Here is a 19,501-nt window from a genome sequence, read left to right on the forward strand (position 1 = left end):
GCGAGGCGAGGCGCCTCAGCGCTGGCTCTGGGGCGTCACCCGCAGGATTTCCTCCACCGTGGTCAGGCCCGCCGCCACCTTCTGGGCACCGCTCAGCCGCAGGGATTTCATGCCCTCCCGGTAGGCCGACCGGCGCAGGCCGTCCAACTCGCACTGGTCGGTAATCTGAGCAATCAGTCCGTCCGACAGCGTCATGATTTCATAGACCCCGGCGCGGCCCAGATAGCCCGTGTTCCGGCATTCCAGGCAGCCGACCGGCTCCTGGAATTGCGCCGGCGTCGTGGCCTTCCACGGGCGGGTGAGGGCCTGCCAGGCGTCGTCGTCCGCCGGGGCGGGGCGCTTGCAGTGGGGGCAGAGGGTGCGCACCAGCCGCTGGGCCATTACCCCGAGCACGGTGGCTCGGATCAGGTAGGGCGGAATGCCCAGTTCCATCAGCCGGGTGACCGCGCTGGGGGCGTCGTTGGTGTGCAGGGTGGACAACACCAGGTGCCCGGTGAGCGCCGCCTGCACCGCCATTTCAGCGGTCTCCAGGTCACGGATCTCGCCAATCATGATGATGTCCGGGTCCTGGCGCATCAGCGCCCGTACGCCGGCGGCAAAGGTTAGATCGATGTTGGTCTGCACCTGCATCTGGTTGAATGCCGGCTCCACCATTTCGATCGGGTCCTCAATGGTGCAGATGTTCAGCTCCGGCGAGGCAATCTGTTTGAGGGTGGAGTACAGCGTAGTGGTCTTGCCCGAGCCCGTGGGGCCCGTAACCAGCACAATGCCGTGTGGATGATCGGTGATCTGCTGCCATTTTTCCCGATCCTCCCGGCCGAAGCCGAGCTGCTCGTAGCTTTTCAGCAGCACTTCCGGATCAAAGATCCGCATGACCATTTTCTCGCCAAAGGCGGTGGGCATGGTGGCCAGACGCAGTTCTACTTCCCGGTCGTCCGGCTTGCGGGTCTTGATGCGGCCGTCCTGGGGCCGCCGCTTTTCCGCCACGTTGAGCCGCCCCAGAATTTTCAGGCGGCTGGTGACCGCCATACCCACGTGCTCCGGGAATTCGTAGACGTTGTGCAGTACCCCGTCGATGCGGAATCGAACCCGGGTCACGCCCCGTCGAGGCTCAATGTGAATGTCGGAGGCGCGCTGGTCGAAGGCGTACTGCAACAGCCAGTCGACGATGCGCACCACGTGCTGGTCGTTGGCGTCCGGGTTGTCGCTGGCACCCAGGTCCAGCAGCTGTTCAAAATTCTGGCTGCCGACGCTGTTGGTCTGGCCGCCGGCTTTGCTGACCGAATTGGCCAGCTGGTAGAACTCCACCGTGTACCGCCGGATGTCCTCCGGGTTGGCCACCACCCGGCGGATCTCACGGCGCACTGCCTGCTGCAGGTTGGTTTCCCAGTCCGCCTTGAACGGCTCGGCGCTGGCAATGACCACGGTATCGGGGGTGACCTCCACCGCCAGGATGCCGTGGCGCTGGGCGAAGGCGTAGGACATCACCCGGGCCACCGCCGGAATGTCCACGCTGAGCGGATCGATGTGGTAATACCCCTGGCCCGCCTGCCCGGCGAGCCACTGAGTCAGGCGCTCGGCGTCCAGGGCGCGGCCGTCCCGCTTGCTGGTCAGGCCAGCAATGGCCACCAGTTCGATGGGGTGGCGCTGGGCGGCGGTGCGGGTGCTGGCACTGCCGAGATTGGCCTGGCTCACCCGTTCGGCGTCCCGGGGTGTGATCTCTCCGGCGTCCGCCAGCAGCTGGCAAAGGCTGCGCAGGGTCAGGGCGCCGGCCGGCAAGGCGGCGTGCGGGAAAGTCGGTGTCTCTGATTGGCCCATGTCGGGTGGTCCTGTCGCTGATCTACCCTGTCGAAGGCGACCCCGGGTGGCGTATAATCCCCGGCTCGGAGCCCGCAGTCTATCAGGAGGCGTGTGCGGGCCATAGCCCGACCACCGAACAGCAGCAGGACCAGCCTCACATGACGGCGCAGACCTTCGTACACCTTCGCGTACATTCCGAATACTCCATGGTCGATGGGCTGGTGCGGGTAAAACCGCTGGTCAGCCGGGTCGCCGAGCTGGGGATGCCCGCGGTGGGGCTCACCGAGCAGTCCAACATGTGCTCGCTGGTGCGCTTCTACAAAGCGGCCATGGGCGCCGGGGTCAAGCCCATCATCGGCGCGGACCTGTGGTTGGATAACCCGGAAGAACCGGAGGCGCCGTTTCGCCTGACCCTGCTGGCCCGCAATGAGGATGGTTACCGCAATCTCACTGAAATCATTTCCCTGGGCTACACCGACGGCCAGCGTTTTGGCCGCCCTATCATTCAGCGCGATTGGCTGGAAGCCCGAGCCGGAGGGCTCATTGCCCTGTCCGGCGGCAAGATGGGGGATGTCGGCAAGGCACTGCTCGCGGGGAAGCCCGAGCTGGCCCGGGAGCGCGCCGCGTACTGGCAGGGTCTGTACCCGAACAGCTATTACCTGGAGCTCCAGCGCACGGGCCGGGAGGGCGATGAGGACTGCCTGCACCTGAGCGTGGAACTGGCCGGTAAAATGGGGCTGCCGGTGGTCGCCACCAACGACGTGCACTTCCTGACCGCCGACGATTTCGAAGCCCACGAGGCCCGGGTCTGCATCGGTGAGAGCCGGACCCTGGACGACCCGCGGCGGGATCGCCGGTTCAGCGACCAGCAGTACCTGCGCTCCGCCGAGGAGATGGTCGAGCTGTTCGCCGATATCCCCGAGGCCATCGAGAACACGGTGGAAATCGCCCGCCGCTGCTCCGTGAAAGTGCGCATGGGCGAGTACTTCCTGCCCAACTACCCGATTCCCGATGGCATGACCATGGACGAGTATTTCCGCCATGTGTCGGAAGAAGGGCTCGAATTCCGCCTGTCCACCATTCTCAGCAAGGACGATCCGGACTACGAGACCCGCCGCGCCGAGTACTACACCCGGCTGAACTTCGAGCTGGATATCATCACCCAGATGGGGTTTCCGGGTTACTTCCTGATCGTGATGGACTTCATCAAGTGGGCCAAGAACAACGGCGTGCCGGTGGGGCCGGGCCGGGGGTCCGGCGCGGGCTCACTGGTGGCCTACGCGCTGCTCATTACCGACCTCGACCCGCTTCAGTACGATCTGCTGTTCGAGCGCTTCCTGAACCCGGAGCGGGTTTCGATGCCTGACTTCGACGTCGATTTCTGCATGGAAGGCCGGGACCGGGTGATTGAATACACCGCCCAGAAATACGGCCGCGAGGCGGTGTCCCAGATCATCACCTTTGGCACCATGGCGGCCAAGGCGGTGGTGCGGGATGTCGCTCGGGTGCAGGGCAAGTCCTATGGCTTGGCCGATAAGCTGTCGAAGATGATTCCGTTCGAAGTGGGCATGACCCTGAACAAGGCCATCGAGCAGGAGCCGCAGCTCAAGGAGTTCCTCGAGCAGGACGAGGAAGCCCAGGAAATCTGGGACATGGCCCTGAAGCTGGAGGGCGTGTGCCGGAACGCAGGCAAGCACGCCGGTGGGGTGGTCATCGCCCCCACCAAGATCACCGATTTCTCGCCCCTGTACTGCGACGAAGACGGCGGCAGCCTGGTCACCCAGTTTGATAAGGGCGATGTGGAAGACGCCGGACTGGTCAAGTTCGACTTCCTGGGCCTGCGCACGCTCACCATCATCAAGTGGGCGCTGAACATGATCAATCCCCGTCGCCGGGCCCGAGGCCTGGACGATCTGGACATCGCCACCATTCCGCTCGAGGACAAGCCCTCCTTCGACCTGCTGAAGAAGGCGGAAACCACCGCGGTGTTCCAGCTGGAATCCCGGGGCATGAAGGATCTGATCCGGCGCCTGCAGCCGGACTCCCTGGAGGACATGATCGCCCTGGTGGCGCTGTTCCGGCCCGGCCCGCTTCAGTCGGGCATGGTGGACGACTTTATCGACCGGAAGCATGGCCGACAGCCGTTGTCCTACCCGCACCCGGATTACCAGTATGAAGGCCTGAAGCCGGTCCTGGAGCCCACCTACGGGGTTATCCTGTACCAGGAGCAGGTCATGCAGATTGCCCAGGTGATGGCCGGCTACACCCTCGGCGGCGCCGACATGCTGCGCCGGGCCATGGGTAAGAAGAAGCCGGAGGAAATGGCCAAGCAAAAGGCGATTTTCCTGGACGGCTGTGAAAACAACGGCATCAACAAGACCCTGGCGGAGAACATCTTCGACCTGGTGGAAAAGTTTGCGGGCTACGGCTTCAACAAGTCGCACTCCGCCGCCTACGCGCTGGTGTCCTACCAGACGCTGTGGCTGAAAACCCACTATCCCGCCGAGTTCATGGCCGCCGTGCTCACCGCTGATATGCAGAACACCGACAAGGTGGTCACGCTGGTGGAAGAGTGTCGGAACATGAAGCTGGACCTGCTGGTGCCAGACGTCAGCCGTTCCGAGTACACCTTCACCGTCAACGACGACGGCCAGATTGTGTACGGCCTCGGTGCCATCAAGGGCCTCGGTGAGGGGCCCATCGACAGCATTGTGGCGGCGGCGAAGGACGGGCCGTTTCAGGATCTGTTTGATTTCTGCCGTCGGGTGGATCTGAAGAAGGTGAACAAGCGGGCGCTGGAAGCGCTGATTCGCTCTGGCGCCATGGACAAGCTTGGGCCGGGCCGGGCCCAACTGATGGCCAGTGTTGACAAGGCCATCCAGCAGGCAGACCAGCAGTCCCGGAATGAGGCGGCCGGCATGATGGACATGTTTGGCGAAATGCTGGAGGCCGGCGGTGATGGCGGCGATCCCTACGCGGACGTGGCCAACGTGCGGGAATGGCCGGAGAAGGAGCGTCTGAAAGGGGAGAAAGACACCCTCGGCCTGTACCTGACCGGCCACCCGTTCGACGAGTACGAGCGGGAAGTGCGCCGCTTCGTGCGCAACGCCATCTCGGATCTCAAGCCCAACAAGGCGCCCCAGCGGGTCGCGGGCCTGGTGGTGGCCCAGCGCACCATGAAAACCAAATCCGGCTCCACCATGTGCTTCATCACTCTGGACGACCGCAGCGCTCGCATCGAGGCGACGCTGTTCTCGGAGGCGTTCTTCGAGAACCGGGAACTGCTCCAATCCGATCAGGTCATTGTGGTGGAAGGGCAGGTCAGCCACGACGATTACTCGGGGCAGATGAAAATGCGGGTTAATTCGGTCATGGACGTGGCCTCGGCCCGCCAGCAGTTCAGCCGCGGCCTGAAACTGGCGCTGCGGGCGGACCAGCTCCAGAACGGCCTGCTGGACCGCATTGACAGTACCCTGCGACCGTTTCGCTGCGAGGGCAGCCCGGTGTGGATCGAGTACAGCAGTGACCAGGCCAACACGCGGATCGAACTCGGGGAATCCTGGCGCGTGCAGCCGGACGACAACCTCCTGCTGGAGCTGCGGCATCTGGTGGGCGAGAAATCCGTCGAACTGGTCTATGATTAAGACCAATGTCCGCTTTAGCCGCTGTTTGGCCGCTGTTATCTTGGTCCCAAATTCTGGTTAGGGTGGCCCTACGGGTCACCTGGCAATCAAATGATGGAACATCATGAACCCTAATTACCTGGATTTCGAACAGCCGATCGCCGACCTGGAAGCCAAGATCGAAGAGCTTCGCATGGTCGGCAACGACACCGACATCAACATCACCGATGAAATCAGCCGCCTCAAGAAGAAGAGCGTGAGCCTCACCGAGAACATCTTCTCGGACCTCCAGCCCTGGGACATTGCCCGCCTGGCACGGCACCCGCGCCGGCCCTACACGCTGGATTACATTGACCTCATGTTTGAAGATTTCGATGAGCTGCACGGCGACCGGCACTACGCCGACGACCAGGCCATCGTCGGTGGCACCGCTCGCCTGAACGACCAGCCGGTGATGGTCATTGGTCACCAGAAGGGCCGGGAAGTGCGGGACAAGGTGCGTCGTAATTTCGGCATGCCCCGTCCGGAAGGCTATCGAAAGGCCTTGCGCCTGATGGAGATGGCCGAACGCTTCCGCATGCCCATCCTGACCTTTATCGATACCCCAGGCGCCTATCCGGGCATCGGAGCCGAGGAACGGGGCCAGAGTGAGGCGATCGCCTACAACCTGGCGGTGATGTCCCGGCTGAAAACACCGATCATCTCAACGGTGATTGGTGAGGGAGGGTCCGGCGGCGCCCTGGCCATTGGCGTGTGCGATCAGTTGTACATGCTGCAGTACGCCACCTACTCCGTTATCTCTCCGGAAGGCTGCGCCTCCATCCTGTGGAAGAGCGCGGAGTACGCTGCCCAGGCCGCCGAGGCCATGGGCGTGACGGCGGACCGGCTGAAGGACCTGGGGCTGGCGGACAACGTGATCGGGGAACCCCTTGGTGGCGCGCACCGGAATCCGGAAAAAATGGCGGAGGCGCTGAAGAAAGCCCTCACCAAGGGCGTGACGGAACTGAGCCGGCTGCCGGCCGATGAGCTGGTGTCCCGTCGCTATGAGCGTCTGACCCGCTATGACAACGGGCGCTAACCCAGGCGCCCAGGCTGCGACATCCCCCTGGCCAGAGCCACTGATTGCTCTGGTCCGCTCGCTCCCCGAATACCGTCGTCTCTGGGTCGCCTTCAGTGGTGGCCTGGATTCGACGGTGTTGCTGCATCTGGCGGTGGCCGCCCGGGCCACCGCGGAATTACCCACCGCTATCCACGTAAACCATCAGCTCCAGCCCAACGCGGACGCCATGGCCCAACATTGCCAGGACGTGGCCGCTACCCTGGGCGTGCCTGTGCAGGTACATCGGGTATCGGTGGTCGCCAGCGACACTCCGGCGGGCGGCCTGGAAGAGGCTGCCCGCAACGCCCGTTACCGGGTGTTTGAGGAAGTGCTTGGCCCCGGTGACCTACTGCTCATGGCCCACCACGCCGATGATCAGGCTGAAACCTTAGTGTTCCGGCTGCTGCGGGGCACCGGGGTTCGGGGGTTGGCGGGCATGCCCCGGCAGCGTCAGCTCGGGCAGGGCATGCTGTACCGGCCCCTGTTGTCCGTTTCCCGAGACGTATTGGCTCAGGCGGCCAGGGCCGCCGGTGTCACCTGGAAGGACGATCCGAGCAACGCCGACCCGCGTTTTGACCGGAATTTCCTGCGACATCAGGCCCTGCCGGTGCTTCGAAGCCGCTGGCCTGATCTGAACCGGCGCCTGGCGGCGACCGCCGAGGCCTGCCGCGAGGCCGCCGTGCTGGCGGACGCACTAGCGGAACGCCAGTGGCGGGAGTGCACGGAGGACGGGCAGACCCTGGCGGTGGCCGGCCTTGGCAGGCTTCCGGTGGCTGAGCAAAAGAACCTGATGCAGTGGTGGATTCGCCGCGGTGGCTGGCCGGTGCCCGCTATCCGGGGCTGGCCAGAGGTGCTGGGTCAGCTTTTGGCGGCGGCCCCTGATCGCGCGCCGGAACTGGTGGGAGAGGGCTTCCGGGTGCGGCGCTACCAGGGCCGGCTGCACCTCGTTGCGGAACAGCCCTCGGCCAGGCCGGTCGAGGCCACGCTGTGCCCGGGTCAGCCGCTTCGATGGGGTGACTGGCAGCTCATACTCCAGCCGGCAGGGGATCAGCCGGCACCGTCGATTCAGGTGCGGGCCAGGCTCGGTGGCGAACGGTTTCGCCCGCAGCCGGGTGGGCCGCTGAAGACCCTGAAAAACTGGCTTCAGGAAACCGCGGTTCCCCCCTGGGAACGAGCCCGTCTTCCGCTGGTTTTCGAGGCATCGGAAGGGGCCGAATCGCTGGTGGCCGTTGGCGATTTCTGGTGTTCTGAACAATACTCCGGAAGCGCTCCTGCCGCCGGCTGGCGGCTGGTTGTCGAGCGGGATTGTGATTGAGTCGTCAGGGCCTTTCTGGTACTCTGGCGACCCATCTTGAGATGAACAATCTCCCCCCTTCACCGAACCAGACAATCACGGAATCTGCATGACGCGTTATATTTTCGTCACCGGCGGTGTCGTGTCTTCCCTGGGGAAAGGTATTGCCTCGGCGTCCCTGGCAGCCATCCTCGAAGCACGCGGCCTGAAGGTCACTATTCTCAAGCTGGACCCTTACATCAACGTAGATCCGGGCACCATGAGCCCGTTCCAGCACGGTGAAGTCTTCGTGACCGAAGACGGTGCCGAAACCGACCTGGACCTTGGCCACTATGAGCGCTTCATCCGGACCCGGATGAGCCGCCGCAACAACTTCACCACCGGCCGCGTGTACGAGGAAGTCATCCGTAAGGAACGTCGCGGCGATTATCTGGGTGGCACGGTGCAGGTGATTCCGCACATCACCGATGAAATCAAGCGCCGTGTGATCGAGGGCGCCGCCGGTGTGGATGTCGCCCTGATTGAAGTGGGGGGCACCGTAGGCGACATCGAATCCCTGCCGTTCCTCGAGGCGTGCCGCCAGTTGAAGGTGGAGGTGGGGCCGCAGCGCGCCCTGTTCATGCATCTCACCCTGGTTCCGTACATCGCCACCGCCGGCGAGATCAAGACCAAGCCGACTCAGCATTCGGTGAAAGAAATGCGCTCCATCGGCCTGCAGCCGGACATCCTGCTGTGCCGGTCCGAGCATGAGGTGGACGCCAGTTCCCGCCGCAAGATCGCGCTGTTCACGAACGTGGAAGAGCGTGCCGTCATCCCGCTCCGGGACGCCAAATCGATCTACGCCATTCCGCGCATGCTGCACGAGCACGGGCTGGACCAGCTGGTGATCGAGCGTTTCAACCTCAATGCCCGCGCCGCCGACCTGTCCGAGTGGGACAGCGTGGTCGAGGCACTGATGAACCCCCAGGGCGAAGTCACCATCGCCATGGTGGGCAAGTACATGGAACTGCTGGACGCTTACAAGTCCCTGATCGAGTCCCTGCTGCACGCCGGCATCAAGACCCGCACCAAGGTCAACATCCAATACATTGATTCCGAAGACATCGAGCGCGACGGCACCCAGGTGCTGGCCTCCGCCGATGCCATTCTGGTGCCCGGCGGCTTTGGCGAGCGCGGCGTTGAAGGCAAGATCCGCACCGTGCGCTACGCCCGCGAGAACCGCATTCCCTATCTGGGCATCTGCCTGGGCATGCAGGTGGCGGTCATCGAGTACGCCCGCCATGTGGCCGGCCTGACCGACGCCCACAGCACGGAATTCCGGTCCCACACCCCGGAGCCGGTGGTGGGCCTGATCACCGAATGGCTGGACGCCAGTGGCGAGCGGGAAGAGCGCACGGAAGAGTCCGATCTGGGCGGCACCATGCGCCTGGGTGCCCAGGACTGCGTGCTGGTGGAGGGCTCCACCATCGCCAATTGCTACGGCAAGAAGACCATCCGCGAGCGCCACCGTCACCGGTATGAAGTCAACAACCACTTCCTGCCCCAGCTTGAGGCGGCCGGCCTGAAGGTCTCTGGCCGCTCGGCCGACGGGCGGCTGGTTGAGGTGGTGGAAGCGCCGGACCATCCCTGGTTCGTGGCCTGCCAGTTCCACCCGGAGTTCACCTCCACGCCCCGGGACGGCCACCCGCTGTTCAAGGGTTTCGTCAAGGCCGCCCTGGCCCACAAACAGGAGGCATGATCCATGGCCCGTAGCGAACTGAACGTCTCCGGTATTGAGATCGCCAACCACAAGCCGTTTGTGCTGTTCGGCGGCATGAACGTGCTGGAGTCCCGGGAACTGGCGTTCGAAGTGGCTCAGGCCTACGTGGACATCTGCGGCCGCCTGGGCATCCCCTATGTGTTCAAGGCGTCATTCGACAAGGCCAACCGCTCTTCCGTGCATTCCTTCCGGGGGCCCGGGCTGGATAAGGGCCTGCAGATTCTGGCGGACATCAAGGCCAAATTCGGCGTGCCGATCATCTCGGACGTGCACGAGCCGGCCCAGGCCGAGCCCGCGGCAGAGGTGTGCGACGTCATCCAGTTGCCGGCGTTCCTCAGCCGCCAGACCGATCTGGTGGTGGCCATGGCCAGAACCGGTGCGGTCATCAACATTAAGAAGGCCCAGTTCCTGGCGCCTCAGGAAATGAAGCACATCATCACCAAGTGCGAGGAAGCCGGTAACGACCAGGTCATCCTGTGCGAACGGGGCAGCAGCTTCGGCTACAACAACCTGGTGGTCGACATGCTGGGCTTCGGCATCATGAAAGCCATGAGCGTGCCGGTGTTTTTTGACGTCACCCATTCCCTGCAGATGCCCGGTGGCCGCGCGGATTCCGCCGGTGGCCGCCGGGCCCAGGTGACCGACCTGGCGCTGGCGGGCATGTCCCAGGGCCTGGCCGGCCTGTTCCTGGAAGCGCATCCGGACCCGGACAACGCCAAGTGCGACGGGCCCTGCGCCCTGCGGCTAAGCCAGCTGGAACCGTTCCTGCAGCGGGTCAAGGCCGTGGATGACCTGGTGAAAAGTTTCAAACCCATCGACACCGCCTGATTGGCGGTGTTTGTTTTGCTTCGGGGGGAGTAGGGAGCAGGCTAGGGCTGGCTTTATGAAACACGCTCCTGGCGGCACATCCCCGTGACGCTTGAGCTACGCCATCCATGGCTCCGCACGGTTTCATAAGGCCAGCCCCCGCCTGCTCGCGATCTGATAATACGAAATAACCTTTGAGATAGTGAACTTACGGAGATTCATAGGAATGACCAAGATTGCCAACATCAAGGGCCGCGAGGTTCTGGACTCCCGGGGTAACCCCACGGTTGAAGCCGACGTTATTCTCGAAGACGGCACCATTGGCAGCGCCTGCGCCCCCTCCGGCGCGTCCACTGGCTCCCGCGAGGCTCTGGAGCTGCGGGACGGCGATGCGGCCCGTTACCTGGGCAAGGGTGTTCTGAAGGCGGTTGCGGCGGTGAACGGCCAGATCCGCGATGCGCTGATCGGTAAAGACGCTGCAGACCAGCGTGCCCTGGACAAGATCATGATCGATCTGGACGGCACTGAGAACAAGGCCAACCTGGGTGCCAATGCCATCCTGGCGGTGTCCCTGGCCGCGGCGAAGGCCGCTGCTGCCTCCCTGGGCAAGCCGCTGTACGAGCACATCGCCAACGTCAACGGTACCGCTGGCCAGTACTCCATGCCGGTGCCGATGATGAACATCCTCAACGGTGGTGAGCACGCAGACAACAACGTGGATATCCAGGAGTTCATGGTGCAGCCGGTAGCGGCCAAGAGCTTTGCGGAGGCCCTGCGGGTGGGTGCGGAAATCTTCCACAGCCTGAAGAAAGTGCTGAAAGCCCAAGGTCTGAACACCGCTGTGGGTGACGAGGGCGGTTTTGCTCCGAACCTGCCGTCCAACGAAGCGGCGCTGGCGGTGATCAAGGAAGCCGTAGAGAAAGCGGGTTACGCCCTGGGTACGGATGTGACCCTGGCGCTGGACTGCGCTTCGTCCGAATTCTACAAGGATGGCCAGTACCAGCTGTCCGGCGAGGGCAAGAGCTTTGACTCCGCTGGCTTTGCCGACTATCTGGCGGGCCTGAGCGAGCGCTACCCGATTGTCTCCATCGAAGACGGCATGGACGAAAGCGACTGGGACGGCTGGAAAGTGCTGACCGACAAGCTCGGCGGCAAGATCCAGCTGGTGGGCGACGACCTGTTCGTCACCAACACCAAGATTCTCAAGCAGGGCATTGAGAAGGGTATTGGTAACTCCATCCTGATCAAGTTCAACCAGATCGGCAGCCTGTCCGAGACCCTGGACGCCATCAAGATGGCCCAGGACGCGGGCTACACCGCGGTGATCTCCCATCGCTCCGGTGAGACCGAGGACACCACCATCGCCGACCTGGCGGTGGCCACCCGCGCCGGCCAGATCAAGACCGGCTCCCTGTGCCGCTCGGACCGCGTTGCCAAGTACAACCAGCTGCTTCGCATCGAGGAGGCTCTGGACGGCAAGGCACCTTACCGCGGACTGAGCGAGATCAAGGGCCAGGCCTGAGATCGGCTTGCCGGCTGCCTGGGTAGTCCCGGGCGTGCCGGAGACTAACAGACGGTCCCCCGGGGCCGTCTGTTTCGTTAAGGCCATCGCGTTCTGAATGAAAATTCAGACGTGATGGCCTTTTTGTACAAGCAGTTACCATTATTTGTTGCTAATCTACTAGAACGTCTATACTGAGCGTTCGACGTGAACGCGAATTTGATCACTTTTTGTACGGTATCCGCATGAAAGCGCTCTGGGCCCTCATGGTAGTGCTGATCCTCCTGCTGCAGGTACGCCTGTGGGTGGGCGAGGGCAGTTTTGCCCAGGTCTGGTCGCTAAAGCAGTCCATTGCCGAGCAGCGCGCCGAGAACGCCAAACTGGCGGCCCGCAATGGCAGCCTGTATGCCGAGGTTCGCAACCTGCGCAACGAGCAGGGGGCCGTTGAAGAACGCGCCCGCATGAACCTGGGCCTGATTCGGGACGGCGAAACTTTCTTCCTGGTGGTCGATAACTGATCCCTTTTGATCCACTCCGGATCGACAACCCGCTATAATTCCGCCCCATGACTGACCCCAAGTTCTGGCTCGTGGTGCCCGCGGCCGGCGTCGGCCGACGCATGGGCGCCGACTGCCCCAAACAATACCTGCCCCTGAACGGCCACACCGTGCTGGACGTTACCCTGTCGCGCCTGTTGTCCCAGGCAACCTTTGACGGCTGTATGGTGCCGATCAGCGCTGACGATACCTGGTGGGCCCACACCGACGCAGCCCGGGACGCCCGGATTACGCCATGCGCCGGGGGCCGCGAACGGGCCGACTCCGTGCTGTCGGCACTGAACGCCCTTGACGGTCGTGCTGCGCCGGACGACTGGGTATTGGTGCACGATGCCGCGCGCCCCTGCCTGCACGGTGACGACCTGTCCCGGTTGATGGCCAATCTTCGCGACCATCCGGTAGGCGGCTTGCTGGCGGCACCGGTCGCGGATACTTTAAAGCAGTCCGGGCCGGATGGTGTGCCCGAGGTGCTGGCCACGGTGGATCGGTCAGGGCTCTGGCGGGCGCTGACCCCGCAGATGTTTCGCTACCGTCTGCTGCGCCGCGCTCTGGCGGACGCGCTGGCGACGGGGAACCTCATTACCGATGAAGCATCCGCCATCGAGCAGGCTGGTTATCGCCCGTTGCTGGTGGAAGGGCGGCCCGACAACCTCAAGATCACTGTGCCCTCGGATCTGGCGCTGGCCCGTTTTATCCTGAGCCAGGGCTGATCGTGGGCGATTCCGTTTCTGATTTCCGGAGAATCCCATGCGTATAGGTCAGGGCTTTGATGTCCACGCGTTCTGCGAGGGTGACGCGGTCACCCTCGGCGGCGTGGTGATTCCATTCCACCAGGGCCTGAAGGCTCACTCCGATGGTGACGTCCTGCTACACGCCGTGGCTGATGCCCTGCTTGGCGCCGCTGCCCTGGGGGACATCGGCCACCTGTTCCCGGACACCAGCGACGAGTGGGCCGGCGCAGACAGCCGCGATTTGCTCAGAAAGGTGGTGGAGCGGGTCCGGGAAACCGGCTTCCAGGTGCTTAACCTGGACAGCACGATCATTGCGCAGGCGCCGAAAATGGCGCCGCACGTCGAGGCCATGCGCTTGAACCTGGCGGAAGATCTGGGTATTCCCGCGAACCGGGTCAGCGTTAAGGCAACGACCACCGAAGCGCTTGGTTTCACCGGGCGGGGTGAGGGCATCGCTTGCCAGGCGGTCTGCCTGCTTGAGCCGGTGGTGTCATGACGGCCATGGGTCCCTGGCGCCTGAACTGGCCGGTCTCCGTTGAGCGGGTGGGCCGGGCCCGGCTGAAAACCACGCCGGACGACTTCCGGGTGAGCGAAGTCTTGCCCCCTGCGCTTTTGCCGTCTGGCACCGGCGAACATCTGATGCTGCACCTGGAGAAGTCGGGCGACAATACCGAGTACGTAGCCAGAACCCTGGCCCGGCTGTCGGGCTGTCGGGATTTCGACGTGGGCTATTGTGGTCTGAAGGACCGTCACGCGGTCACACGGCAGTGGTTCAGCGTGTACCGGCCAGGCCTGGAAGCCGGCGATGCTGACTTTCTGGCGGCGGTGGGGGAGCACTGGAACCTGCTCGATAGCGGCCGTAGCCCCCGGAAGCTGCGCCGGGGTGAGCATCTGGCCAACGACTTTGTGATCGTCCTGCGGTCACTGGATGCGCCCCAGGCGTCGCTTGAAGCCGCCCTGAACCGGCTGGCAGAGCAGGGCGCGCCCAACTACTTCGGGCCACAGCGGTTTGGCCATCAGGGCGGAAACCTGGAACGTGCGGCGGCGCTGGATTCGGCCCGTCCGATGGCGGGGCGGCGAGGTGGCAAGCGGTCCTCGAAAAACGTATTGTACTTTTCGGCCGCCCGGGCCTGGCTGTTCAACGAGGTGTTGGCCAGTCGGGTCAGTGACGGCACCTGGCATACCACCGTGGAAGGCGACCCGGCGCCGGATGATCAGGCGCCGAGCGGCCCGCTCTGGGGCGATGGCGGCACCAGTGCCACCGGTGCGTTGGCGGAGCGGGAGCGGGCAGTCATCGACGGCCGGGTTGACGGCGCGGGCGTGGGCGCCGCTCGTCTGCTGCCCCTGTTTGCCACCACCCGTATGCGGCCGGAGCGTCGGCCGCTGGTGATCAGACCTGAGGCGTTGGACTGGCGGTGTCTGGGTGACGGTGTCCTGGAACTGCGCTTCCGACTTGCGCCGGGTCAGTATGCCACCACGGTAATCGGGGATATTCTGGCGCTGACCGACGCGAGTCTCTCAGCGCCGGCCCCGAATCATAACGACCGATAATAACGAACGAACTGCTAGCGGAGAACACGGTGCGAATTCTGTTGTCCAACGATGATGGCGTCCACTCGCCGGGGCTGGTTGCCCTGTATGAAGGGCTTGCGGGCCTTGGGCACCTGGACGTGGTTGCCCCGGACCGGGACCATAGCGGCGCGTCCAACGCGCTGACGTTGAACCGACCACTGACCGTGGAAACCCACCCGAACGGGTTCCGCTCGGTGGATGGCACTCCCACCGACTGCGTGCATCTTGCCGTCAATGGCCTGTTCGATGTCCCCTTTGACCGGGTGATTTCCGGCATCAACACGCACGCCAACCTGGGCGATGACATCATCTATTCCGGCACCGTGGCGGCCGCCACCGAAGGCCGGCATCTTGGCCTGCCGGCGATTGCTGTCTCCCTGGTGAACGACGGTCACTTCCATTACGACACGGCCGCCCGGGCGGTTCGGCTTCTGCTGGAGCAGGACCCGCCGCCCCAGCTTGGCCCCCGTACCATCCTGAACGTGAACGTACCGGATCGCCCCTGGGCGCACATCGCCGGCTTCCGCATCACCCGCCTGGGGCACCGGGAACGGGCCGAGGGCGCGATTCCGGTGACCTGCCCCCGGGGCCGCCAGCGTTATTGGATCGGCGCCGCCGGTGCCGGTGGTGACGCGGGCCCAGGCACGGATTTTCACGCGGTCAGCGAGGGCTATATCTCGGTGACCCCCGTGCACATCGACATGACCCGGCACGACGCCCTGGTGTCGCTGCAAGAGTGGGCCGAAGCGGCGTCTCTCGGCGCCGCGTTGCCAGAAGGGCGTAGCTAATGAGCGCACAGTTGCAGGGCATCGGCATGACTTCCCGGCGCACTCGCATGCGGCTGATCCAGCGGCTCCGGGAGGCGGGCATTGCCTCGGAGCGTGTGCTGGATGCCATGGCGGATCTGCCCCGGCACATTTTTCTGGACGAGGCGCTGGCCCATCGCGCCTATGAGGATACGGCCCTGCCCATCGGCTACGGCCAGACGTTGTCACAGCCCTACATTGTGGCCCGGATGACCGAGTTTCTGGAGCAGCACCAGCCCCGTCGGGTGCTGGAGCTGGGCACCGGCTCCGGTTACCAGACCGCGCTGCTGTGCCGGCTGTTCCCCGAGGTCTACAGCGTCGAGCGGATCAAACCGTTGCAGGACCGAGCCCGGGATCGCCTGCGCCAGCTGGGGGTGCGCAACGCCATGCTCCGCCACGCCGACGGGGGCATGGGCTGGCCGGAGAAGGCACCGTTTGACGGCATCATCGTGACCGCCGCGCCCTCGGAAATCCCCCATGAGTTGCTGGACCAGCTCGCCGACGGCGGCGTTCTGATCGCGCCGGTCGGGGATGAGCATCAGGTCCTGGTTGAGGTCACCCGGCACGGCGACGCCTTCGAACGTCGTGAACTTGAGCCGGTCCGTTTTGTTCCCCTGCTTGGAGGCGTTGTCCGTTGACTGATATGGCCGTAACCCCGGAAACCGAAAGCGACGGCGTTGAGCGCCACCACCACCCCGCCGCCGTGTATCTCCGGGGCGTTGCCATGGGCGCCGCCGACGTGGTGCCCGGTGTCTCCGGAGGCACCATTGCTTTTATTTCCGGCATTTACTTCCGGCTGCTGGCGGCGATCAGTGCGGTGCCTGTGGCGGTGTTCCGGCACCTGCTCCGGGGTCGCCCCGGGGCCTTCTGGACCGCGATCGACGGCACCTTTCTGGTGGCCTTGCTGGCGGGCATCCTCACCAGCATTGTCAGCCTGGCATCGGCGATCACCTACGGGCTCGCGGAGTATCCCGTGCTGGTGTGGAGCTTTTTCCTCGGGCTGATCCTCGCGTCCATCTGGCACGTGGGGCGCCAGATCCGCTGGCGTGGTGGCCTGGCGCTGCCGCTGCTGGCGGGCATTGCAGCGGCCTGGTGGGTCACCACCATGGCCGCCAGCCAGGTAGCGCCGTCGCCCCTGGTGTTTTTCGGCGCCGGTGCGCTGGCCATCTGCGCGATGATCCTGCCCGGCATTTCCGGCAGTTTCATCCTGCTGATGATCGGTATGTATGGGCCGGTGCTCGACGCCGTCAAGTCCGCGGACCTTGCCATTCTGGTGTTGTTTGCCAGCGGCTGTCTGGTGGGTCTGTTGTCCATCGCTCGCCTCATTACCTGGGCGTTTCGGCATTTTCATGATGCTGTCATGGCGCTGCTCACCGGCTTCATGATTGGCGCATTGAACAAGGTCTGGCCGTGGAAAGAGGTGCTCACCTGGCGCACCAATCACGCCGGCGAACAGGTGCCCCTGACCGAGCTGAACGTCTGGCCTGGCGCCTTCGAACAGGTGACCGGCCACAGCCCCGAGATCGGCCTTGCCTTGCTGATGATGCTGCTGGGCCTGGGCCTTGTCCTGGCCATCGAGTGGCTGGGTCAGCGGAAAAGTGTTACCTGACGCACACTCTGGTTGTGTTCTGAGGTAACACCGGCGGCCGGACGGCGGGTTGGATTGCGACGTTAAATGTGCAATAAATTAGGTGCTTACTTCCGAAAGTTCAGAAACAGCCTGGCATCGCCGTCCGTGAAAGACGGATTTCTTCTATAAAGGGGCGGTTTTATCTCTGTGAAACCTATCCGTGGGCAAGGGTCCACCGTCCGACCGGCTTATCCGCGGCTCCCCTTTGGTGCCTCAGGCTCCGCCTGTGCCTCCTTCATCCCCCATCAGCCTGCACCGAATCGGCGCCTGTCGATGGGTTTGCTGGTCGTTTTGGTGCTGATGCTCCAGGGCTGCAACAACGCGGCCCTTTACCAGGACGACCTCTACAACCCGCCGGTTTACTGGGGCCGACACGTGGTCCAGCAGGGCGAAACCCTGTATGGCATCGCCTGGCAGTATGGTCGGGACTACCGGGAACTGGGGCGGGCCAACGGTCTGCGCCCGCCCTGGACCATCAAGCCGGGGCAGGTCCTGCGGCTGGATGTTCGCGGAACCGTCACATCCTCCGGGCAGACTGCCAGCAATAGCCATCCGTCACGGGCCCCGGCCGGCCAGGCCCGCACGACCCGGCAGACGGAATCCCGCCCGGTGGTGACCCGGCCGGCCGACACCCGGCAGGCCCTGGCGAAGCGGACGCAGACGGTGGCGGCGATCAATTGGCGGTGGCCCCACACTGGCACCATACTTGCAAAATATTCGACATCCGGAAAAGTCAACAAAGGCATCGACATTGCCGGTCAGCCGGGCGATCCGGTCCGGGCCGCCGCAGGCGGCAACGTGGTCTACGCCGGAAATGGCTTGCTCGGGTACGGTAATCTGATTATCGTAAATCACAGTGAACAATATTTGAGCGCGTACGCGCACAATCGAAAGATCCTGGTGCAGGAAGGGGAGGAGGTAAAAGCCGGTCAGGTGATCGCCGAACTGGGCAGCAGCGGAGCAAACCGTCCCATGCTGCACTTTGAAATCCGGAAGAACGGCAACCCGGTGGACCCCATCGGTTACCTGCCGCCCCGGTGAATCGGCCCCGGCACTGATATAAAACCGCGAGCACAATAACAACAAAGCCGGCATTGGCGCCGGCACACTGCAAATGTCCTGAAGAAGCCATACGCAAGCAAGGGGCCCGCAATAACAAGAAGTATCGGGCGTTCAAACAGGATTATTGAGAGGCGGGGCAATACCATGTCAGCAGAGCAAGAAGACATCATCATGGATCGTGTGGAAGACGTCGACGATGCCGACGAAGAGGTTCTGGCGGAGGACAAGCCCGCCAGGGAAGAGACGTCCGAGGAATCGGATTTCCCCACGCACAGCGGTTATTTCACGTCTTACAAGCAGCTGGACGCCACCCAGCTTTACCTGAACGAGATCGGCTTTTCACCCCTTCTGACCCCGGAAGAAGAAGTCTACTTCGCCCGCCTGGCGCGTAAGGGTGAAGAATCCGGTCGCAAGCGCATGATCGAGAGCAACCTCCGCCTGGTGGTCAAGATCGCCCGTCGCTACGTCAACCGTGGCCTCACGCTCCTGGACCTGATCGAGGAAGGCAATTTGGGCCTGATCCGGGCGGTAGAGAAGTTTGACCCGGAACGGGGCTTCCGTTTCTCCACCTACGCCACCTGGTGGATCCGGCAGACCATCGAGCGCGCCATCATGAACCAGACCCGGACCATCCGGCTGCCGATTCATGTGGTCAAGGAACTGAACCTGTACCTTCGCGCCGCCCGGGAACTCACCCAGAAACTGGACCACGAGCCATCGGCGGAAGATATCGCCCGCATGGTGGATAAGCCGGTCTCTGACGTTGAGCGCCTGCTTGGCTTGAACGAGCGCGTGGCATCAATGGACACCCCGATCGGGGCCGGCGGGGAGAAATCCCTGCTCGATACCGTAGCCGACGAAGGCGCTTCCGATCCGGCGGACCTGCTCCAGGACAACAACATGTGTTCGTGTCTGGAGAACTGGATTGACCAGCTGAGCGACAAACAGCAGGAAGTGCTGTCCCGCCGGTTTGGTCTGCGGGGCTACCCGGTCAGCACGCTTGAGGAAGTCGGGCAGGAGATTGGCCTGACCCGGGAGCGGGTCCGGCAGATTCAGGTGGAAGCCTTGCGCCGTCTGCGGGAAATCCTCGAGAAAGAAGGGCTTTCGGGCAACGTGTTGTTCAAATAGTCCGGTTTCCATCCTGCAAACGCCGGCCAGCTTGCTGAGCCGGCGTTTGCGTTTTTATGATGTGCAAATGAGAACCCGTTTGCGCCGGGGTAACCGGCTGCGTTGTTAGAATGCGTGGGCCGGGGCGTGGTA

General features: G+C 63.7%; 16 protein-coding genes. 15 read left to right on the top strand and 1 reads right to left on the bottom strand.

Annotated features, from left to right (window positions below; translation table 11 throughout):
• Positions 1-15: 15 nt before the first annotated feature.
• Positions 16-1,818 carry a GspE/PulE family protein gene (locus V3388_RS15620; protein WP_336368500.1) on the bottom strand — a complete coding sequence of 601 codons (1,803 nt, stop codon included), beginning with the start codon at positions 1,816-1,818 and terminating at the stop codon, positions 16-18.
• A gap of 140 nt (positions 1,819-1,958) precedes the next feature.
• On the opposite strand from V3388_RS15620, the gene dnaE reads away from it, so the two are divergent.
• The 15 genes from dnaE (at position 1,959) to rpoS (ending at position 19,369) form a co-directional block, all read left to right on the top strand.
• Positions 1,959-5,444: a DNA polymerase III subunit alpha gene (gene dnaE / locus V3388_RS15625; RefSeq protein ID WP_336368501.1), complete on the top strand. Its 3,486-nt coding sequence runs from the start codon at positions 1,959-1,961 to the stop codon at positions 5,442-5,444.
• Between the two features lie 103 nt (positions 5,445-5,547).
• Positions 5,548-6,501 (top strand): acetyl-CoA carboxylase carboxyl transferase subunit alpha, encoded by a 954-nt coding sequence (accA, locus tag V3388_RS15630; protein ID WP_336368502.1) that lies wholly within the window; start codon positions 5,548-5,550, stop codon positions 6,499-6,501.
• On the top strand, positions 6,485-7,837 hold the full coding sequence (tilS, locus tag V3388_RS15635) for a tRNA lysidine(34) synthetase TilS (RefSeq protein WP_336368503.1): 1,353 nt from the start codon (positions 6,485-6,487) through the stop codon (positions 7,835-7,837). The genes accA and tilS overlap by 17 nt, the downstream gene beginning before the upstream one ends.
• A gap of 88 nt (positions 7,838-7,925) precedes the next feature.
• Positions 7,926-9,554, top strand: coding sequence for a CTP synthase (locus V3388_RS15640; RefSeq protein WP_336368504.1), 1,629 nt, complete (start codon positions 7,926-7,928; stop codon positions 9,552-9,554).
• A gap of 3 nt (positions 9,555-9,557) precedes the next feature.
• Positions 9,558-10,403 carry a 3-deoxy-8-phosphooctulonate synthase gene (gene kdsA / locus V3388_RS15645; RefSeq protein WP_336368505.1) on the top strand — a complete coding sequence of 282 codons (846 nt, stop codon included), beginning with the start codon at positions 9,558-9,560 and terminating at the stop codon, positions 10,401-10,403.
• A gap of 205 nt (positions 10,404-10,608) precedes the next feature.
• Positions 10,609-11,904 (top strand): phosphopyruvate hydratase, encoded by a 1,296-nt coding sequence (gene eno, locus V3388_RS15650; protein ID WP_336368506.1) that lies wholly within the window; start codon positions 10,609-10,611, stop codon positions 11,902-11,904.
• A gap of 224 nt (positions 11,905-12,128) precedes the next feature.
• A complete protein-coding gene (locus V3388_RS15655; protein WP_336368507.1) occupies positions 12,129-12,401 on the top strand; it encodes a septum formation initiator family protein in 273 nt (90 codons plus the stop codon).
• Positions 12,402-12,448: 47 nt separating this feature from the next.
• The gene (gene ispD / locus V3388_RS15660; protein WP_336368508.1) at positions 12,449-13,150 is read left to right on the top strand and encodes a 2-C-methyl-D-erythritol 4-phosphate cytidylyltransferase; all 702 of its coding nucleotides are present in this window, start codon (positions 12,449-12,451) and stop codon (positions 13,148-13,150) included.
• A 37-nt stretch (positions 13,151-13,187) separates the two neighbouring features.
• Positions 13,188-13,667, top strand: a complete 480-nt coding sequence (ispF, locus tag V3388_RS15665) for a 2-C-methyl-D-erythritol 2,4-cyclodiphosphate synthase (RefSeq protein WP_336368509.1) — start codon at positions 13,188-13,190, stop codon at positions 13,665-13,667.
• Positions 13,664-14,722, top strand: a complete 1,059-nt coding sequence (gene truD / locus V3388_RS15670; protein ID WP_336368510.1) for a tRNA pseudouridine(13) synthase TruD — start codon at positions 13,664-13,666, stop codon at positions 14,720-14,722. The genes ispF and truD overlap by 4 nt, the downstream gene beginning before the upstream one ends.
• A 29-nt stretch (positions 14,723-14,751) precedes the next feature.
• Positions 14,752-15,531: a 5'/3'-nucleotidase SurE gene (gene surE, locus V3388_RS15675; protein WP_336368511.1), complete on the top strand. Its 780-nt coding sequence runs from the start codon at positions 14,752-14,754 to the stop codon at positions 15,529-15,531.
• Positions 15,531-16,187, top strand: coding sequence for a protein-L-isoaspartate(D-aspartate) O-methyltransferase (locus V3388_RS15680; RefSeq protein ID WP_336368512.1), 657 nt, complete (start codon positions 15,531-15,533; stop codon positions 16,185-16,187). The genes surE and V3388_RS15680 overlap by 1 nt, the downstream gene beginning before the upstream one ends.
• Before the next feature lie 5 nt (positions 16,188-16,192).
• On the top strand, positions 16,193-17,158 hold the full coding sequence (locus V3388_RS15685; RefSeq protein WP_336368631.1) for a DUF368 domain-containing protein: 966 nt from the start codon (positions 16,193-16,195) through the stop codon (positions 17,156-17,158).
• A 294-nt stretch (positions 17,159-17,452) separates the two neighbouring features.
• The gene (locus tag V3388_RS15690) at positions 17,453-18,220 is read left to right on the top strand and encodes a peptidoglycan DD-metalloendopeptidase family protein (protein ID WP_336368513.1); all 768 of its coding nucleotides are present in this window, start codon (positions 17,453-17,455) and stop codon (positions 18,218-18,220) included.
• A 165-nt stretch (positions 18,221-18,385) separates the two neighbouring features.
• Positions 18,386-19,369 (top strand): RNA polymerase sigma factor RpoS, encoded by a 984-nt coding sequence (gene rpoS, locus V3388_RS15695; RefSeq protein ID WP_336368514.1) that lies wholly within the window; start codon positions 18,386-18,388, stop codon positions 19,367-19,369.
• The last annotated feature ends 132 nt before the right edge of the window (positions 19,370-19,501 follow it).

The sequence above is a fragment of the Marinobacter sp. C2H3 genome (assembly GCF_037080155.1).
Taxonomy (GTDB): domain Bacteria; phylum Pseudomonadota; class Gammaproteobacteria; order Pseudomonadales; family Oleiphilaceae; genus Marinobacter.

What these genes read in the sequence shown, in the direction of transcription:
- V3388_RS15680 (WP_336368512.1), top strand. Translation starts at nt 15,531, where the DNA reads ATGAGCGCACAGTTGCAGGGCATCGGCATGACTTCCCGGCGCACTCGC.
- V3388_RS15690 (WP_336368513.1), top strand. Translation starts at nt 17,453, where the DNA reads ATGGGTTTGCTGGTCGTTTTGGTGCTGATGCTCCAGGGCTGCAACAAC.
- V3388_RS15640 (WP_336368504.1), top strand. Translation starts at nt 7,926, where the DNA reads ATGACGCGTTATATTTTCGTCACCGGCGGTGTCGTGTCTTCCCTGGGG.
- tilS (WP_336368503.1), top strand. Translation starts at nt 6,485, where the DNA reads ATGACAACGGGCGCTAACCCAGGCGCCCAGGCTGCGACATCCCCCTGG.
- ispD (WP_336368508.1), top strand. Translation starts at nt 12,449, where the DNA reads ATGACTGACCCCAAGTTCTGGCTCGTGGTGCCCGCGGCCGGCGTCGGC.
- V3388_RS15620 (WP_336368500.1), bottom strand. Translation starts at nt 1,818, where the DNA reads ATGGGCCAATCAGAGACACCGACTTTCCCGCACGCCGCCTTGCCGGCC.
- kdsA (WP_336368505.1), top strand. Translation starts at nt 9,558, where the DNA reads ATGGCCCGTAGCGAACTGAACGTCTCCGGTATTGAGATCGCCAACCAC.
- truD (WP_336368510.1), top strand. Translation starts at nt 13,664, where the DNA reads ATGACGGCCATGGGTCCCTGGCGCCTGAACTGGCCGGTCTCCGTTGAG.
- ispF (WP_336368509.1), top strand. Translation starts at nt 13,188, where the DNA reads ATGCGTATAGGTCAGGGCTTTGATGTCCACGCGTTCTGCGAGGGTGAC.
- V3388_RS15655 (WP_336368507.1), top strand. Translation starts at nt 12,129, where the DNA reads ATGAAAGCGCTCTGGGCCCTCATGGTAGTGCTGATCCTCCTGCTGCAG.
- V3388_RS15685 (WP_336368631.1), top strand. Translation starts at nt 16,193, where the DNA reads ATGGCCGTAACCCCGGAAACCGAAAGCGACGGCGTTGAGCGCCACCAC.
- rpoS (WP_336368514.1), top strand. Translation starts at nt 18,386, where the DNA reads ATGTCAGCAGAGCAAGAAGACATCATCATGGATCGTGTGGAAGACGTC.
- accA (WP_336368502.1), top strand. Translation starts at nt 5,548, where the DNA reads ATGAACCCTAATTACCTGGATTTCGAACAGCCGATCGCCGACCTGGAA.
- dnaE (WP_336368501.1), top strand. Translation starts at nt 1,959, where the DNA reads ATGACGGCGCAGACCTTCGTACACCTTCGCGTACATTCCGAATACTCC.
- eno (WP_336368506.1), top strand. Translation starts at nt 10,609, where the DNA reads ATGACCAAGATTGCCAACATCAAGGGCCGCGAGGTTCTGGACTCCCGG.